This window comes from Streptomyces sp. PA03-6a (genome assembly GCF_033792765.1).
Taxonomy (GTDB): Bacteria; Actinomycetota; Actinomycetes; order Streptomycetales; family Streptomycetaceae; genus Actinacidiphila.
Map to the genome: position 1 here is coordinate 1 of NZ_JARAVK010000232.1, position 14,434 is coordinate 14,434.

Annotated in this window: 14 protein-coding genes; 11 read left to right on the top strand and 3 right to left on the bottom strand. The window is 72.9% G+C overall.

The features are described 5' to 3' along the window. Positions 1 to 57 precede the first annotated feature (57 nt). Positions 58 to 387, top strand: a complete 330-nt coding sequence (locus PV350_RS36730; protein WP_500337833.1) for a winged helix-turn-helix transcriptional regulator — start codon at positions 58 to 60, stop codon at positions 385 to 387. Between the two features lie 106 nt (positions 388 to 493). Beyond that, complete coding sequence (locus PV350_RS36735; protein WP_499510516.1) at positions 494 to 922, top strand: type II toxin-antitoxin system Rv0910 family toxin; 429 nt, start codon at positions 494 to 496, stop codon at positions 920 to 922. A 66-nt stretch (positions 923 to 988) separates the two neighbouring features. Here PV350_RS36735 and PV350_RS36740 read toward each other — a convergent pair whose 3' ends face one another. Then, positions 989 to 3,280: a glycoside hydrolase family 3 N-terminal domain-containing protein gene (locus PV350_RS36740; RefSeq protein ID WP_500337826.1), complete on the bottom strand. Its 2,292-nt coding sequence runs from the start codon at positions 3,278 to 3,280 to the stop codon at positions 989 to 991. A gap of 107 nt (positions 3,281 to 3,387) precedes the next feature. Here PV350_RS36740 and PV350_RS36745 point away from each other — a divergent pair, with 107 nt between their 5' ends. Together PV350_RS36745 and PV350_RS36750 are read left to right on the top strand one after the other, a co-directional pair. Continuing rightward, complete coding sequence (locus PV350_RS36745; RefSeq protein WP_500337828.1) at positions 3,388 to 4,494, top strand: LacI family DNA-binding transcriptional regulator; 1,107 nt, start codon at positions 3,388 to 3,390, stop codon at positions 4,492 to 4,494. A gap of 114 nt (positions 4,495 to 4,608) precedes the next feature. Continuing rightward, positions 4,609 to 5,220 carry a hypothetical protein gene (locus tag PV350_RS36750; protein WP_499510519.1) on the top strand — a complete coding sequence of 204 codons (612 nt, stop codon included), beginning with the start codon at positions 4,609 to 4,611 and terminating at the stop codon, positions 5,218 to 5,220. A 71-nt stretch (positions 5,221 to 5,291) separates the two neighbouring features. Here the strand turns inward: PV350_RS36750 and PV350_RS36755 are convergent, their stop codons facing one another. Continuing rightward, positions 5,292 to 5,903: a PadR family transcriptional regulator gene (locus PV350_RS36755; protein WP_499510520.1), complete on the bottom strand. Its 612-nt coding sequence runs from the start codon at positions 5,901 to 5,903 to the stop codon at positions 5,292 to 5,294. 228 nt (positions 5,904 to 6,131) lie between these two features. Between PV350_RS36755 and PV350_RS36760 the strand changes: the two genes are divergently transcribed. From PV350_RS36760 to PV350_RS36790, 7 genes are all read left to right on the top strand, one after another. Further along, entirely contained in the window at positions 6,132 to 6,671 is a 540-nt protein-coding gene (locus PV350_RS36760; protein WP_499510521.1) for an ArsR/SmtB family transcription factor, read from the top strand. Continuing rightward, on the top strand, positions 6,671 to 7,972 hold the full coding sequence (locus PV350_RS36765) for an MFS transporter (protein WP_499510522.1): 1,302 nt from the start codon (positions 6,671 to 6,673) through the stop codon (positions 7,970 to 7,972). Before PV350_RS36760 ends, PV350_RS36765 begins: the two co-directional genes overlap by 1 nt. A 364-nt stretch (positions 7,973 to 8,336) precedes the next feature. Further along, complete coding sequence (locus PV350_RS36770) at positions 8,337 to 8,780, top strand: hypothetical protein (protein WP_500337829.1); 444 nt, start codon at positions 8,337 to 8,339, stop codon at positions 8,778 to 8,780. Between the two features lie 243 nt (positions 8,781 to 9,023). After that, a complete protein-coding gene (gene rox / locus PV350_RS36775) occupies positions 9,024 to 10,448 on the top strand; it encodes a rifampin monooxygenase (protein WP_499516755.1) in 1,425 nt (474 codons plus the stop codon). A gap of 288 nt (positions 10,449 to 10,736) precedes the next feature. After that, complete coding sequence (locus tag PV350_RS36780) at positions 10,737 to 13,274, top strand: Pls/PosA family non-ribosomal peptide synthetase (protein ID WP_500337830.1); 2,538 nt, start codon at positions 10,737 to 10,739, stop codon at positions 13,272 to 13,274. A 287-nt stretch (positions 13,275 to 13,561) separates the two neighbouring features. Then, a complete protein-coding gene (locus PV350_RS36785) occupies positions 13,562 to 13,801 on the top strand; it encodes a Sec-independent protein translocase family protein (protein WP_499510525.1) in 240 nt (79 codons plus the stop codon). A gap of 97 nt (positions 13,802 to 13,898) precedes the next feature. Then, positions 13,899 to 14,261, top strand: a complete 363-nt coding sequence (locus PV350_RS36790; RefSeq protein WP_500337832.1) for a hypothetical protein — start codon at positions 13,899 to 13,901, stop codon at positions 14,259 to 14,261. A gap of 4 nt (positions 14,262 to 14,265) precedes the next feature. Here the strand turns inward: PV350_RS36790 and PV350_RS36795 are convergent. Beyond that, the coding region (locus PV350_RS36795) for a CBS domain-containing protein (protein ID WP_500337834.1) at positions 14,266 to 14,434 on the bottom strand (169 nt) is incomplete at its 5' end.

A 14,434-nucleotide genomic window follows, 5' to 3' on the forward strand; every position in this document is an offset into this window, starting at 1 on the left:
GGCCCGGCCCCTCGTGAAGGCCCCTCCCGCACCGCCGACCCGGCACTCGCCTGCCCCATCGGCCCGGTCGTGGACCTCGTCTTCAGCCGCTGGACGACACCGGTGCTCTGGAGCCTGCACGCCCACGGCCGGCAGCGGTTCGTCGAACTGCAGCGCCGGATCGGCGGGATCACCCCGAAGGTGCTGACGCAGCGCCTGCGCCAACTGGAGCGCGACGGACTGGTGGTCCGCACCTACCACCCGGAGGTCCCACCACGGGTCGAGTACGAGATCAGCGAGCTGGGGCGCAGCCTGGCGCCCCTGTTCGCGACGCTCGCACGCTGGTCGGACGCCCACCTGGACGAGGTGGAACAGGCGCGCGCGGCCTACGACGGCCCGATGCCCTGAGGAACGACCGCCATCCCACAGCATTTCTGACAGTTCATCAGTATTGAAAGTTCCGGTCCCGGCCGTTACGTTCCGCTCACTCGCCGACACAAGGGAGTGTGGTCGTATGGCCGAGGTCTCCGCACAGGCCCGCATCGCGGCTCCGGCCGAGAAGGTCTGGCGCACCCTCACCGACTTCAGCTCGCACACGCAGTGGAGCACCACGCACACCGGCTTCCCCGACGGCGGTCCGGAGCCGCTGGAGACGGGCGCGACCTACCGGGAGAACATGAAGCTGATGGGCTTCCCGGCCGAGGTGAACTGGGAGGTCACGTCCGTGGACCCCGGGCGGGGGTTCGAGATCGCCGGCAAGGGCCCGATGGCCGTGGACCTGCTGACCCGCTACAGCCTCACGCCGGACGGCGACCAGACCGACGTCCGCATCGACGGCGCCTTCAACGGCGCGGCCGTCGCCCTCATGGCGGGCAAGCTCAAGGACACCGCCACCGCCGCGCTCAACGAGTCGCTGCGCAAGCTCGCCGGTCTCGTCGAGTAGCCCGGGACGCCCCGGAAGCCGGGGACCGCAGGCGGCGTGGTCGCCGCGGTCCCCGGCGCCCGCCGCCTAACGCAGCACCGCGTCGGCGCTCTTGTCCCCCACCGTGAAGGTGTACGTCCCGCGCTCGACCCGCCGTGTCCCCGCGCCGTCGATGTCGCCCGGCGTCACGGCGAGCGCGCCGCGCGCGAAGTCGAGCCGCACGGTCCGCTTCTCGCCCGCCCTCAGGTGCACCTTGGTGAAGGCGACCAGCTTGCGCGCCGGCCACAACACCTGGCTGACCGCCCGTGACGCGTAGACCGGGACCACCAGGTCGCCGTCCCGCGCGCCGGTGTTGGAGACGGTCACCTTGACGCCCTTGGCGTCGGCGGTGAGGGCGTTGTAGGCGTACGTCGTGTACGAAAGGCCCGATCCGAAGGGGTAGAGCGCGTCGTACGACGACTCCAGGCCGCCGTTCGTGCCCGGCAGCTGCTGGTAGTACATGGGCTCGTTGCCGATGTCCTTCGGCCACGAGACCGGCAGCCGCCCGCCCGGGTTGACCTTGCCGAACAGCACGTCGGCGACGGCGCCGCCGCCCTCGGTGCCGGGCAGCCAGGACATCACCAGGCCGTCGGTGCCGGCTGCGTCGCCCAGGACCAGCGGACGGCCCGCGACGACCACGGTGACGACCGGCTTGCCGCTCGCCTTCAGCGCCTTGACCAGCGCCTGCTGGTCCGCGGACAGTTCGGGCCGCGGGCTGTCCGCGGCGCCCTCGGCGGCGGCCTTCTCACCGACCACGACGACGGTCAGGTCGGCGCCCTTCGCCTGTGCCACCGCGTCGTCCGCGGTCGCGGCCCGTACGACCTCGGTGCCGGAGGGAGCCGCCGCGCGGATGCCCTCCAGGATGGTCGTCCCGGGCAGTTCGACGCCCTCGGGCACGCCCTGCCAGCCGATCGTCCATCCGCCGGCCTGGTCGTTGATGTCGTCCGCGTACGAGCCCGCCACCACGATGCGCTTGGCGTCCGCGCGCACCGGCAGCACGCCGCCCTCGTTGCGGAGCAGCACCTGCGACTCGGCCGCGGCCTGCCGCGCGAGGGCGGCGTCCGCGCCGAGCACCGCCTTGTCGGCCTTGGCGGGGTCCACGTAGGGGTGCTCGAAGAGGCCGAGCTCGAACTTCATGCGCAGGATGCGCCCCACGGCCTCGTCGATGCGCCGCGTCGGGACCAGTCCGCGGTCGACGGCCGTCCTCAGGCCGGTGCTCCACTCCTTGGCGAAGTACGGTTCCATCGCCATGTCGAGGCCCGCGTTGACGGCGAGGGCGATCGCCTCCGGGTAGTCCGCGGCGATCTTGTACCGGGTCTGGAGGGCGCGCACGTCCTCCCAGTCGCTGACGGTGACGCCCTTGAAGCCCCACTGCTGACGGAGCACCTTCGTGAGCAGGTACGTCGACGCGGTGGCCGGTACGCCGTTGACGGCACCGGAGTTGACCATCACGGTCTTGGCGCCGGCCTGGACCGCCTGCCGGTAGGAGGGCAGGAGGGTGTCCTGGAGGTAGCGGACGGAGACGTCGGCGGGGACGCGGTCGTGGCCGTTGGAGGGCTCGGAGTAGCCGCCGTAGTGCTTGACGCTGGCGGCGACGCGCTTGGACCCGCCGGCGTGCTCGATGCCCGTCACGGCGGAGGCGGCCAGGGTGCCGGCGAGCAACGGGTCCTCGCCGTAGGTCTCGTAGTAGCGGCCCCACCGCTGGTCGCGGGCGAGGTCGGCGACGGGGGCGAAGTTCCAGTCGATGCCGGTGGCGGCGACGGCGCGGGCGGTGGCCGCGGCGGAGTCCTCCACCGTGTCCGCGTCCCAGGTGGCGCCGAGGCCGATCTGGTGCGGGAAGACCGTGGCGCCGAGCACGTTGTTGTGCCCGTGGACCGCGTCCACGCCGTACAGGACGGGGATGTGCAGGCGCGTGTTGGTGACCGCGTACTTCTGGACGGCGTTGACCATCTTCGCCCAGTCCTGGGGCGTGTTCCTGGCCGGGGTCATGCCGCCGCCGGAGATCACCGAGCCGACGGGGTAGTCGGCGAGCACGGTCTTCATGCAGCTCTCGTTGAGCTCACCGCCGCTCCACTCGCAGTCGCCCTGGATGCGGGCGACCGCGACCTGGTCCATCTGACCGATCTTCTCCTGCAGGGTCATGCGCCCCAGCAGGTCCTTGACGCGCAGTTCGACGGGCGCGCCGGCCCGGGCGTAGACGGGCCCGTCGGCGCGGGCGGGGACGGAGGCGACCGCGGCGGCGCAGGCGGCCGCGGTCGAGAGGACGAGGAGGTTCCGCCACCGGTTGCGATTTCTCCACCGGTCGTGGATGAGGCGTGCGCGCGGTTCGTTCGCTGGCATAGCAGGCATCCCGTTCCTGTCCGGGCCCTTCCGGGCACTGGCCGTAAACGTTTCCGGCTGCTGTCGCACCCGACAGACTGACGCTGACATGACATATCGTCAAGACTGTGACCGTGCTGCGAACCCATGAGGACCCCTCGTCCGCACCCCCGCCCGGAACCGGCCCCGCGATCACCCTCCGCGAGCTCGCCCGGCGCAGCGGGGTGTCCACCGCGACCGTCTCGCGCGCGCTCAACGGCCGGGCCGAGGTCAGCCAGGCCACCCGCGAGCGCATCCGGCGGCTGGCCGGCGAACTGGGCTACGCACCCAACGAACCCGCCCGCACCCTGGTGCGGCGCCGTTCCGACACCATCGGCCTGCTGTGGGACACCGGGCACGAGTCGCGCGGCCTCCACCACCCCTTCCTGCAGGGCCTGCTGAGCTCGGTGCGCACCGCCCTGTCCGACGCGGGCTACCACCTCATGCTGCTCACCACGGCCGGGCCCGAGGACCCGCAGACGACGTACGTCCAGGCCGTGCGCCGGCACAGCCTGGAAGGCGTGATCGCGATGGGCCGGCCCGCCGACGACCGCGCCCTGCGCGCCCTCGCGGCCTCGGGCATCCCCTGCGCCGGTCTCGACGTCGCCCTGGACGGCCCGCGCACGGTCGGCGTCGCCTCCGACAACCCCGGCGGGGCGGAGGCGGCCGTCGCCCACCTGCACTCCCTCGGGCACCACCGGATCGCCACCGTCACCGGCCCGCCGGAACTCACCCCCGCCGCCGAGCGGCTGGCCGGTTTCCGCGCCGCCTGCGCACGCCTCAAGCTGGCGGTGCCGGAGGAGTACGTCGTCACGGGGGACTTCTTCCTGGACAGCGGCCGCGAGGCGGTCCGGCGGCTGCTCGCCCTGCCCGAGCCGCCGACGGCCCTGTTCGCCGCGGGCGACATGATGGCAATCGGCGCCCTGCACGCCGTCGCCGACGCGGGGCTGTCCGTCCCCGGGGACCTGGCGGTCGTCGGCTTCGACGACATCGACGCGGCCACCCTCGTGCGCCCCGCGCTCACCACGGTCGCCCAGGACCACCGCGCCCTCGGCACCGCGGCCGTCGCGGCCCTGTGCGAGCTGCTCGACCCGCAGGCCGTCCGCCCGCTCCCGCCGCGCGTACTGCCGACGCGGCTGGTCGTCCGCGGGACTTGCGGGGGCCGGCGGACGCCGGCCGCGGGCCCGGGCTCCTGACCGGACGTCACTCATAGGTGGACAGTGCGGCATTGATCCGTTGTGCCCGGGTACGGTACCGCTTGCCCCGACCAGGCCGGGCCGGGCCGACGGACCGACAGGGGAGCCCCGCCCATGCAGATCGCCCGCACCGCCGCCGCCCTCGCGCTCGCCTTCCTCGCCGCCGCCACCGCGACGGCCTGCGGTCCCGCCGACGGCGGCACCAACGGCGACGGCCGGCCCCCCGCGAGCGCTCCGGCCACGGCCGGACCGGCCGACCTGCCCTCGTTCGCCGGCATGGGCCTGCAGGCCGCCCAGGACAAGGCCCAGACGCTGGGCTTCTACCGCCTGGACTCGCACGACGCGCTGGGCCGCGGCCGCGAGCAGATCTGGGACCGCGACTGGAAGGTGTGCTTCCAGCGCCCGGCCCCGGGGAGCCGGACCACCACCGTCTCCGTCGAGTTCGGCGCCGTGAAGCTCGAGGAGTCCTGCCCCGCCCGGGACGCTCCCCCGCCCGCCTCGGCGGGCGCCACGATGCCCGACCTCACCGGCACGTCCCTGAAGGTGGCCCGCACGACGCTCACCGCCTCGACCGGCATCACGGCGGAGGACGCCTCCGGGCAGGACCGCTTCATCCTCATGGAGAGCAACTGGAAGGTGTGCTCGCAGTCGCCCGCCGCCGGCACCGGGCTCACGGGGCAGCCGGTGGTCTTCAAGGCCGTCAAGTTCGGCGAGGCCTGCCCGTGACCCGCAGGCACGGCACGGGACGCGCCGCCGGCCCGGGACGCGTGCGTCCCGGGCCGGCGGCGTCGAGCGGGTCAGTCCTCGTCGGCGAGGATCAGGTAGAGCTTCTTGCGGGCCTCGTTGACCACGGTCAGCGCCTTGTCACGCTGCTCGGGCGTACCGGTCGCCCAGACCTGCCGGAAGGCGTCGACCAGGCCGGCGCCCGCCTTGCGGATCTCGTTCATGGCCTCCCAGTCGATGCCGCGCCCGGCCTCCTCCCAGGGGGCGTCGGGCCCCGCCTCGGCCTCGGTGCGGCCGGCCTCGGTGAGCGTGAAGAGCTTCTTGCCGCCCTCCGACGCACTGCTGATCAGGCCCTCGTCCTCCAGCAGTTGCAGCGTCGGGTAGACCGAGCCGGGGCTCGGCTTCCACGCGCCGCCGCTGCGCTCGGCGATCTCCTGGATCATCTCGTAGCCGTGCATGGGCCGGTCGGCCAGCAGCGCCAGGATCGAGGCGCGCACGTCGCCGCGCCGCGCCCGGCCCCGCGGGCCTCCCCTGCCGCCCCGCCCGCCGTGCCACGGCCCGGGCCCCCAGGGCCCGCCGCCGAACGGCGGCCCGAACGGGCCGAACGCCGCGCGCCGCCCCTCCTCCTCGTGGTCGCCGCGGCCGTGATGGCCGGGCCCAAAGTGTCCATGTCCATGGGAACGCATGGTGACGCTCCTTCCATCATCGTACGGTCGCGATACCTCAACGATATATCGGTAGCAGTCGCAAGGCAAGGCCCTCCCACCTGCGGCTGTCGTCCCGCCCCATGAGATCCGGCCCCGGACCGGCAGCGGGCGGGAGGCGCTGACGGAAGATCTCGCACGAACGGCAGATCCGGAAAGTCCGCGCGAATCCCCTTGCGCAATGGTCAAGAATCGTTGACCATTGCTCGCATGCCTACCGACGATCTACCCGAGACGTTCCACGTCACCACTGACGAGCAGTTGCGCGCCGTCTCCAATCTCACGCGTCACCGGATCATGGCCGTGCTCCGCTTCGAGCCCGCGACGATCACGCAGATCGCCGAGCGCGTGGGCCTGGCGAAGGGGAGTTCCAGCTACCACGTACGGCTGCTGGAGCGGGCCGGCCTGGTGAAGGTGGTGCGGACGCGGAAGGTCCGGGGGGTCACCGAGCGGTACTACGCGATGGCCGCGCGGTCGATCGAGCTGCCGGATCCGGGCGAGGGAGGGCCGGACGTGCTGATGCGGCACGCGGTGGCGGACCTGGAGGCAGCGCCGGCGGATGCCGAGCGGCATGTGCGGATGGCGCACCTGCGGCTCACCGAGGAGCAGTTCGCGGAGCTGGGGGCGCGGCTGCAGGCACTGGCGGACGAGTACCGGGAGCTGTCCGATCCGTCGCTGCCGGATGCGTCACTCATCTTCGCACTGTTCCACCCGGCGTCGCGCGAGCAGGCCGAGGGGGACGCCAAGTGATGTCGGACATCGGGAAGTTGCCGACCGGGTTCGGACGGCTGTGGACCGCACAGACGGTGTCCTCGCTCGGTGACGGGGTCACGCATGCCGCACTGCCGCTGCTCGCGTTGACGTTGACGCGGGATCCGATGGCGCTCGCCGTCGTCACGGCCGCCGGAACCTTACCGTGGCTGCTCTTCGGGGTGCTCGGCGGTGCGCTGGTGGACCGCTGGGACCGCCGGCGCACGATGTGGGTCACGGACGCGGCGCGTGCGGTGCTGCTCGCGATACCGGCGGCAGCGGCCGCGCTCGACGGCTTGAGCATTCCGCTGCTCGCGGCCGTCGCCTTCCTCCTCGGCCTCGGCGGGCTCTTCTTCGACACTGCCGCCACGGCCTACCTGCCGGATCTGCTCGGCCGCGACCCCGCGTCCCTGGAGCGCGCCAACTCCCGCCTGCGCGGCACCCAGACCGCCGCGTCCGGTTTCGCCGGGCCACCCGCGGGCAGTGCCCTGCTCGCGCTCGGGCGGGCGGTCCCGCTGCTCGCCGACGCGGTCTCGTTCGCGCTCTCCGCGCTGCTCGTACGGTCACTGCCCGCCGCACCCCGGCCCGCACCGCAGGCCCGTGAGTCGCTGCTGCGGCAGGCACGGGCCGGCGCCTCGTACGTATTCCGGGATCAGCTGCTGCTCGGGCTGGCGCTGCGTCCGGCGGTCGGGAACATCGCCTTCCTCGCCGTGGAGACCGTACTCGCCCTCTTCGCGCACGAACGCCTCGGCATCGGCACCTACGGCTTCGGCCTGCTCCTGACAGCGGAGGCCACCGGCGGTCTGCTCGGCGCAGGCATCGCCTCCTTCCTCGGCCGTCGACTCGGCACCGGCGCCGCCCTGACCTGCACGGCCGCAGTGGAGGGACTCGCCATCGCGGGCCTTGCCGCCGCCCCGAACCCGTACGTCGCCGGCCTCGCGCTCGCCGTCTGCGGAGCGGGCATGGGCGCCACGATGGTGCTCGGCCCCTCCCTCCGACAGGCGATCGTCCCCGCCCACCTGATGGGCCGGGTCGCCTCCACCTCCCGCATGCTCGCCATGTGCGCCGCCCCGTTCGGCGCCTTCCTCGGCGGCTGGCTGGCCACCACCTACGACGTACGCACCCCGCTCTACACCGCCGCCGGCCTCCTCCTCACCATGACCGCCATCACCGCGACCATGACCGGCAACCGCCGGGTCGAGGCGGCGCTGCGTGCCGCCGCCCCGGCCGGTGATCCAGCTCACCCGGAGGCCCGGGACCCCGCTCAGGAGCCTGCCGTTGAGGGCTCCGCGAGGTCGTGAGCCAGCCAGTGCGGAGCCCAGCCCGGCGTACCCCGCCTCGGCAGCGGGCCGGGGGGAAGTTGAGGTGCCCTGGGGACTCACCGCGGCTGCGGTCAAAGTGCGGTGAGTTACGGGGCCGGAAGCCAAGGTCGCCGTGAGCGGACTGCGGTAGGACCCGAATGCCGGGGCGGGTGTCACGTGCACAGACGGATCAGCCATACTGCCCGCCGTGGAGCAGAGCAAAGGTTCGAACATCCCGCTCGTACAGGCCGCCGGCATCGATCCGGCACACGTCCCCGGCATCCTGGGGCCGGAACCGGTTGGAGACGGCAGAACCGAGGCCGCGGCCTCCGAGACCGACAGTGCGTCCGACGCCGTGGCTGACGTGACGACAAACGCAGGGCCGTCGCCCGCCGCGGCCGCGGAGGGGTCCACCGCCGACACCGATGACGACGACCCAGTTGACGACGACCCAGTTGACGACGAGGCAGTTGACGACGAAGTCACCGAAGGCTCCGGTGAGGGCCCGGTGTTCGAGGCGGCGGACCGCAGGGGGGCGATCCGGGTGGACCGGGACGGCCTCACCTTCCGGCTGGACGACACCGAGGCCGAGTTCGGTTGGAAGGAGATCGGCGCGGTCGAGGTCGACGTCCCCAAGTGGGGGCATCGCTTCGGCGTCACGGTCTACCTGTCCCCGCGCCGCTGGTTCGAGACGTGGGTCGATGCGCCCAGCCGACACCGGCTGCGCGCGTGGAGCGATGAGTTCGACGCCGTCCTCGACGTCTACTTCGAAGCCGACACCGAGAAGCACGACTCCGTGGAGAACTAGGCGTTGGTTCCAGCCGCCGGTTGGGGCAGGGAGTTCCCGCGGACCGAGCCGGAAGCCCTCCGGCGGCTGTGGCGCGAGCGCGCCTCGTCGACGGCAGGCTGACCAAGGGCCGCAACGACGGAGGCGAGGAGCACCGCTCCTCGCCACTGTCAACCTATAGCGCACGGGGGGCCTTGCGGCAAGGCCCCCGTCGTGCCGCAGAATCACCGCCCTGAGTCGGAACCTGCGGGGATGGGTGTGGTGATGATCGACGTCATCGTCGTCGGCGGCGGGCCGACCGGCCTGATGCTCGCCGCCGAGCTGCGGCTGCAAGGTGTGCACGCGCTCGTGCTGGAGAAGGAGGCCGAGCCGGGCGTGCAGACCCGCTCGCGCGGGCTGCACGTGCGCAGCGTGGAGGTGATGGACCAGCGCGGTCTGCTGGAGCGGTTCCTCGCGCACGGCGAGAAGTTCACGGTCGGCGGGTTCTTCGGCGGCCTCGGGAAGCGGTGGCCCGACGGGCTGGACACCGCCCACTCGTACGTCCTCGCCATCCCGCAGCCGGTCACCGAGCGCCTGCTGGCCGAGCACGCCGGCGAGCTCGGCGTGGAGATCCGGCGCGGCTGCGAACTGGCCGGGCTGAGCCAGGACGGCGACGGGGTGACCGCCGAGCTTGCCGACGGGACGCGGTTGCGCTCGCGCTACCTCGTCGGCTGCGACGGAGGGCGCAGCACCGTGCGCAAGCTGCTGGGCGTCGGCTTCCCCGGCGAGCCCTCCCGGGTCGAGACGCTGCTGGGCGAGATGGAGGTGGCCGCGCCCCCGGAGACGGTGGCCGCCGTGGTGGCCGAGGTCCGCAGGACGCAGGGGCGGTTCGGCGTCATCCCCGAGCCCAGCGGGCGGCACTGTCTCATCGTGCCCGCGGACGGGGTGGCCGAGGACCGTGCGGCGCCGACCTTCGAGGAGTTCAAGGAGCGGCTGCGGGCGGTCGCCGGCACCGACTTCGGCGTGCACTCGCCGCGCTGGCTCTCCCGCTTCGGCGACGCCACCCGGCAGGCGGAGCGCTACCGGGTGGGCCGGGTGCTGCTCGCCGGCGACGCGGCGCACGTCCACCCGCCGACCGGCGGGCAGGGGCTGAACCTCGGCATCCAGGACGCGTTCAACCTCGGCTGGAAGCTCGCCGCCGCGGTGAACGGCTGGGCGCCGGAGGCGCTGCTGGACAGCTACCACGCCGAACGGCACCCGGTGGCCGCCGCCGTGCTGGACAACACCCGCGCGCAGATGCACCTGCTGTCCACCGAGCCGGGTCCGCAGGCCGTGCGCCGGCTGCTGGCGGAGCTGATGGACTTCGAGGAGGTGAACCGGCACCTGATCGAGAAGATCACCGCGATCGGGATCCGGTACGACTTCGGCGAGGGCCACGACCTGCTCGGCCGGCGGCTGCGGGACGTAGAGCTGAAGCGGGGGCGGCTGTACGGCCTGACGCACGGCGGCCGCGGCCTGCTGCTGGACCGGACGGGCGGGCTGTCGGTGGCCGGTTGGGAGGACCGGGTCGACCACGTCGTCGACGTCGCCGAGGAACTGGACGTCCCCGCGGTGCTGCTGCGCCCGGACGGCCACGTCGCCTGGGCCGGCGAAGACCAGCGGGCGCTGCTCGGCGTCCTCCCGCGGTGGTTCGGCGCCGCCGCCCGCTGACCACCCGCGCCCCCGGCGCAGCCGCCGGCCGTTCACCGCACCGCCCGCCGCACCGCCGACCACCAGGGGGTATCACGTTCCGTCGAAGCGGAGTTGCCGAAGGTGACGGCCCGGCCGAGTGGCGTCCGCGGCCTCCGGGGCCGAGACTGCGAGTACGACACACACATCCGATGCCGGACACAGGGCCCACCCACCGCTTCCGGATCGCTCGCTCGGACGCATGCCGGGGCGGTGTCGCCCCGGTGCTCAGCTCGACCGCACGTGGTCCGCACCTCTCATGGAGCCGCCATGGCGGACATCCCGGTCGACGTCCTGACCCCCGATCCCGACGAGTCCTCCGCCACCGACCGCGAACGGATCCTCGCCGAGGTGCTGGCGCCGGTCGTGCAGGCCGAGCACGTCCCGCTCGACGGCAACTTCTTCACCGACCTCGGCGCGGACTCCATGGTGATGGCCCGCTTCTGCGCGCGGCTCAGGAAGCGCCAGGACATGCCGTCCGTCTCGATCAAGGACGTCTACCGCCATCCGACCGTCAGGAGCCTGGCGGCGGCCCTCGCGCAAGCCCCGCCCCCGGCTGCCGTGCCGGCCGCCGCCTCCCCGGTGGCGGCGCCGTACGGACCGGGCACGCCGGGGAGCCCGTCCGGTACGCCGCGTTACGTGCTGTGCGCGACGCTGCAACTGCTGTTCTTCCTCGCCTACTCCTATGCCGCGGCCCTCGTCTTCGCGGGCGGCGTGGAGTGGATCGCGGACGGTTCCGGGCTGCTCGGCACCTACCTGCGGGCGGTCGTGTTCGGGGCCGTCGTCTTCCTCGGGGTGTGCGTGCTGCCCATCGTGGCCAAGTGGGTGCTCGTCGGCCGGTGGCGCCCGCGGGAGATCCGCCTCTGGAGCCTGGCGTACGTCCGCTTCTGGTGCGCCAAGACGCTCATCCGGTCGAACCCGCTGGCGCTGTTCGCCGGGTCCCCGGTCTACTCCCTGTACCTGCGGGCGCTCGGCGCGAGGATCGGACGCCGCGTCACGATCCTCACCCGTCACGTACCGGTCTGCACCGACCTGCTCACCGTCGGCGACGGCACGGTGATCCGCAAGGACGTCTTCCTCAACTGCTACCGGGCGCAGTCCGGGGTGATCCGCACCGGGACGGTCACCCTCGGCAGGGACGTGCTGATCGGCGAGGCGACGGTGCTCGACATCGGGACCGCCATGGGCGACGGCACCCGGCTCGGGCACGCCTCCTCGCTGCACACCGGTCAGTCCGTGCCCGACGGCGAACGCTGGCACGGCTCCCCGGCCCAGCCGGCCGAGGTGGACCACCGCCGCGCCGCCGACCCCGTCCGCTGCCGTCCCGTCCGCTGCGGCACCGTCCGCAGGGCCGCCTACGGGGCGACCCAGGTGCTGACGGCCCTGATCGTGTACGTCCCCCTGGCCGTCGGCGGCGCCGTCCTGGTGGTCGCCGCGGTCCCGCAGTTCGAGGCGCTGTTGCGACCCGGGCCGACGGCGCTGACGAGCTGGGCGTTCTACGTCGATGCCCTGGCCGCGTCCGCGATCTTCTTCTTCGGCGCCGTCGTCGTCGGGGCCCTGCTGTCCGTGAGCGTCCCGCGCGTGCTGGGCCTCCTCGTCCGGCCGGACACGGACTACCCCTTGTTCGGCTTCCGCTACGGGGTGCACCGGGCCGTCGGCTTCCTGACCAACCGGCGCTTCCACAAGGTGCTGTTCGGCGACAGCTCGGCGATCGTCCCCTACCTGAGCCGCCTCGGCTACGACCTGGGCGACGCCGAGCAGACCGGCTCCAACTTCGGCCTCACGGTGCGGCAGGACACCCCCGGTCTGACCAGCGTCGGCAGGGGGACGATGATCGCCGACGGGCTGTCGGTCATCAACACCGACTACACCGGCACGTCCTTCCGGACGTCACGGGTGACGATCGGCCCGCACAACTTCCTGGGCAACCACATCGCCTTCCCCGCCCACGGCAGGACCGGTGACAACTGCCTCCTGGCCACGAAGGTGATGGTCCCGCTCGACGGGGAGGTCCGCGAAGGCGTGGGGCTGCTCGGCTCGCCCAGCTTCGAGATCCCCCGGTCCGTGCTGCGGGACAGCAGGTTCGACCACCTCAAGGACGGCGCGACCTTCCGGCGCCGCTTGGCGGCGAAGAACAAGCACAACGCCGCCACCATGGCCCTGCACCTGATGTCGCGGTGGCTGTTCTTCTTCTCGGTCGCGCTGGTGGTGTCGGTCGCCGCGGACCTGTACGGCACGCTCGGCCCTGCGGTGATCGCGCTCGCCAACGTCCTCACGGTGCTGTTCGCCGTCGCCGACATGATGCTGACCGAGCGCGCCACCGCGGGCCCGGGCGGTCTGCGGCCGCTGTACTGCTCGATCTACGAACGTCCCTTCTGGCGGCACGAGCGCTACTGGAAGATCACCAACCCGACCGAGGCGATCGCGGTCCTCAACGGCACGCCCTTCAAGACCGTCGTCTGGCGGCTGCTCGGCGTCCGGATCGGCAGCAGGGTCTTCGACGACGGCTGCTACGTGCCGGAACGGTCCCTCGTGGCCATCGGCGACGAATGCGTCCTCAACGAGGGCACCCGGATCCAGTGCCACTCGCAGGAGGACGGCACCTTCAAGTCGGACCGCACCACGCTGGGCAGCCGTTGCACCGTCGGCGTGGGCGCCCTCGTCCACTACGGCGTCACGATGGGCGACGGGGCGGTCCTCGCGCCCGACTCCTTCCTGATGAAGGGCGAGGAGGTCCCGGAGCGGGCCCACTGGGGCGGCAACCCGGCCCGGGAGATGCGCGGCGCCGTGGCCGGCGCTCCCGGCTGAAGGCGCCCCGCGGGAGCGCTAGGCCGTGTCGTCAAAGGAGCGCCGGCCGCCCGGAGGGCGGGCCCAGCGGCGTCTGGTGCGGTGCATCGCAAGGCGGAGAGTCGTCCTCGTAGTGGGCTACTCGGACGATTCGACAACGCAGCGAAATGCCGTGCCAGGCGCCGCTGGGCAGGCGGGACTTTGACGACACGGCCTAGCGCCCCCGCTCGTCCCCGCAGTCCTGTAGTTTCCACAGGGTCGTCACCACGGGCGCCCCGCGCCCCGTCCCATCGGAGGGAACCGGCACGATGTTCGGCCTCAGCGAGCTCGCCCTGCTGCTCATCGTGGTCATCGTCCTGATCGGCATCAGGAAGCTCCCCGGCCTCGTGCGCTCCGCCGGGAAGGCCACCCGCATCCTCAAGAGCGAGGCCGCGGCCATGAAGGCGGACGACGACCCGTCCGCCGACGGACCCGCCCCGCGCGTCATCCGGGCGGCCCCCGGGGACGTGACCCGCAGGACCGACGAGGTGGACGGCACCGGGCGCTGAGCCTGCGCTGGCCGTCGAACGCGCGGTCGCGGACCCGTGCTTGACGGCCGTGCGAACATCGCCTTGTACGGACCGCCGGGTGAGGGCAGGGGGAGCCGTGACGGGGTTCGAGATCGCGCTGGTCATCCTCGCGGGCGGTTATGTCACCGGAGGTGCCTACGACCGGCTGAGGAAGGCCGCGACCGAGCGGCGCAAGGCCCGGCAGCAGGAGCTGAACGGGCCGCAGCCGGTGTGCGGTTGCGGGCACCACCTCGCCTACCACGACGCGCGCGAGGGCCTGTGCTACGCCTCCGTCCCGGCACCGTCCGGCCGCAAGGACGAGGCCGGCGACAAGGACGAGGCCGAGGACCGGCGGTGTCCGTGCCGGCGGTACGCCGGCCCGGAACCGCTGGCGACCCTGTACGCGCCGGAGATCGCCGCGCCGCCCGCGGAACGTCCCTGGCCCGACGCCGCCGGGTAGCGGCTCAGGCCGCCTCCTCGACCGCCGTGGCCGGTCCGACGAGCTCCTCGAGGACGTCCTCCATCGTGACGTAGCCGAGCAGCGTGCCGTCGTCCCCGGTGACCGCGGCGAGGTGGGTGCCCGCGGCCCGCAGGGCGGTGAGCGTGTCGTCCAGCGGGGTGGTGGGGCGGAGC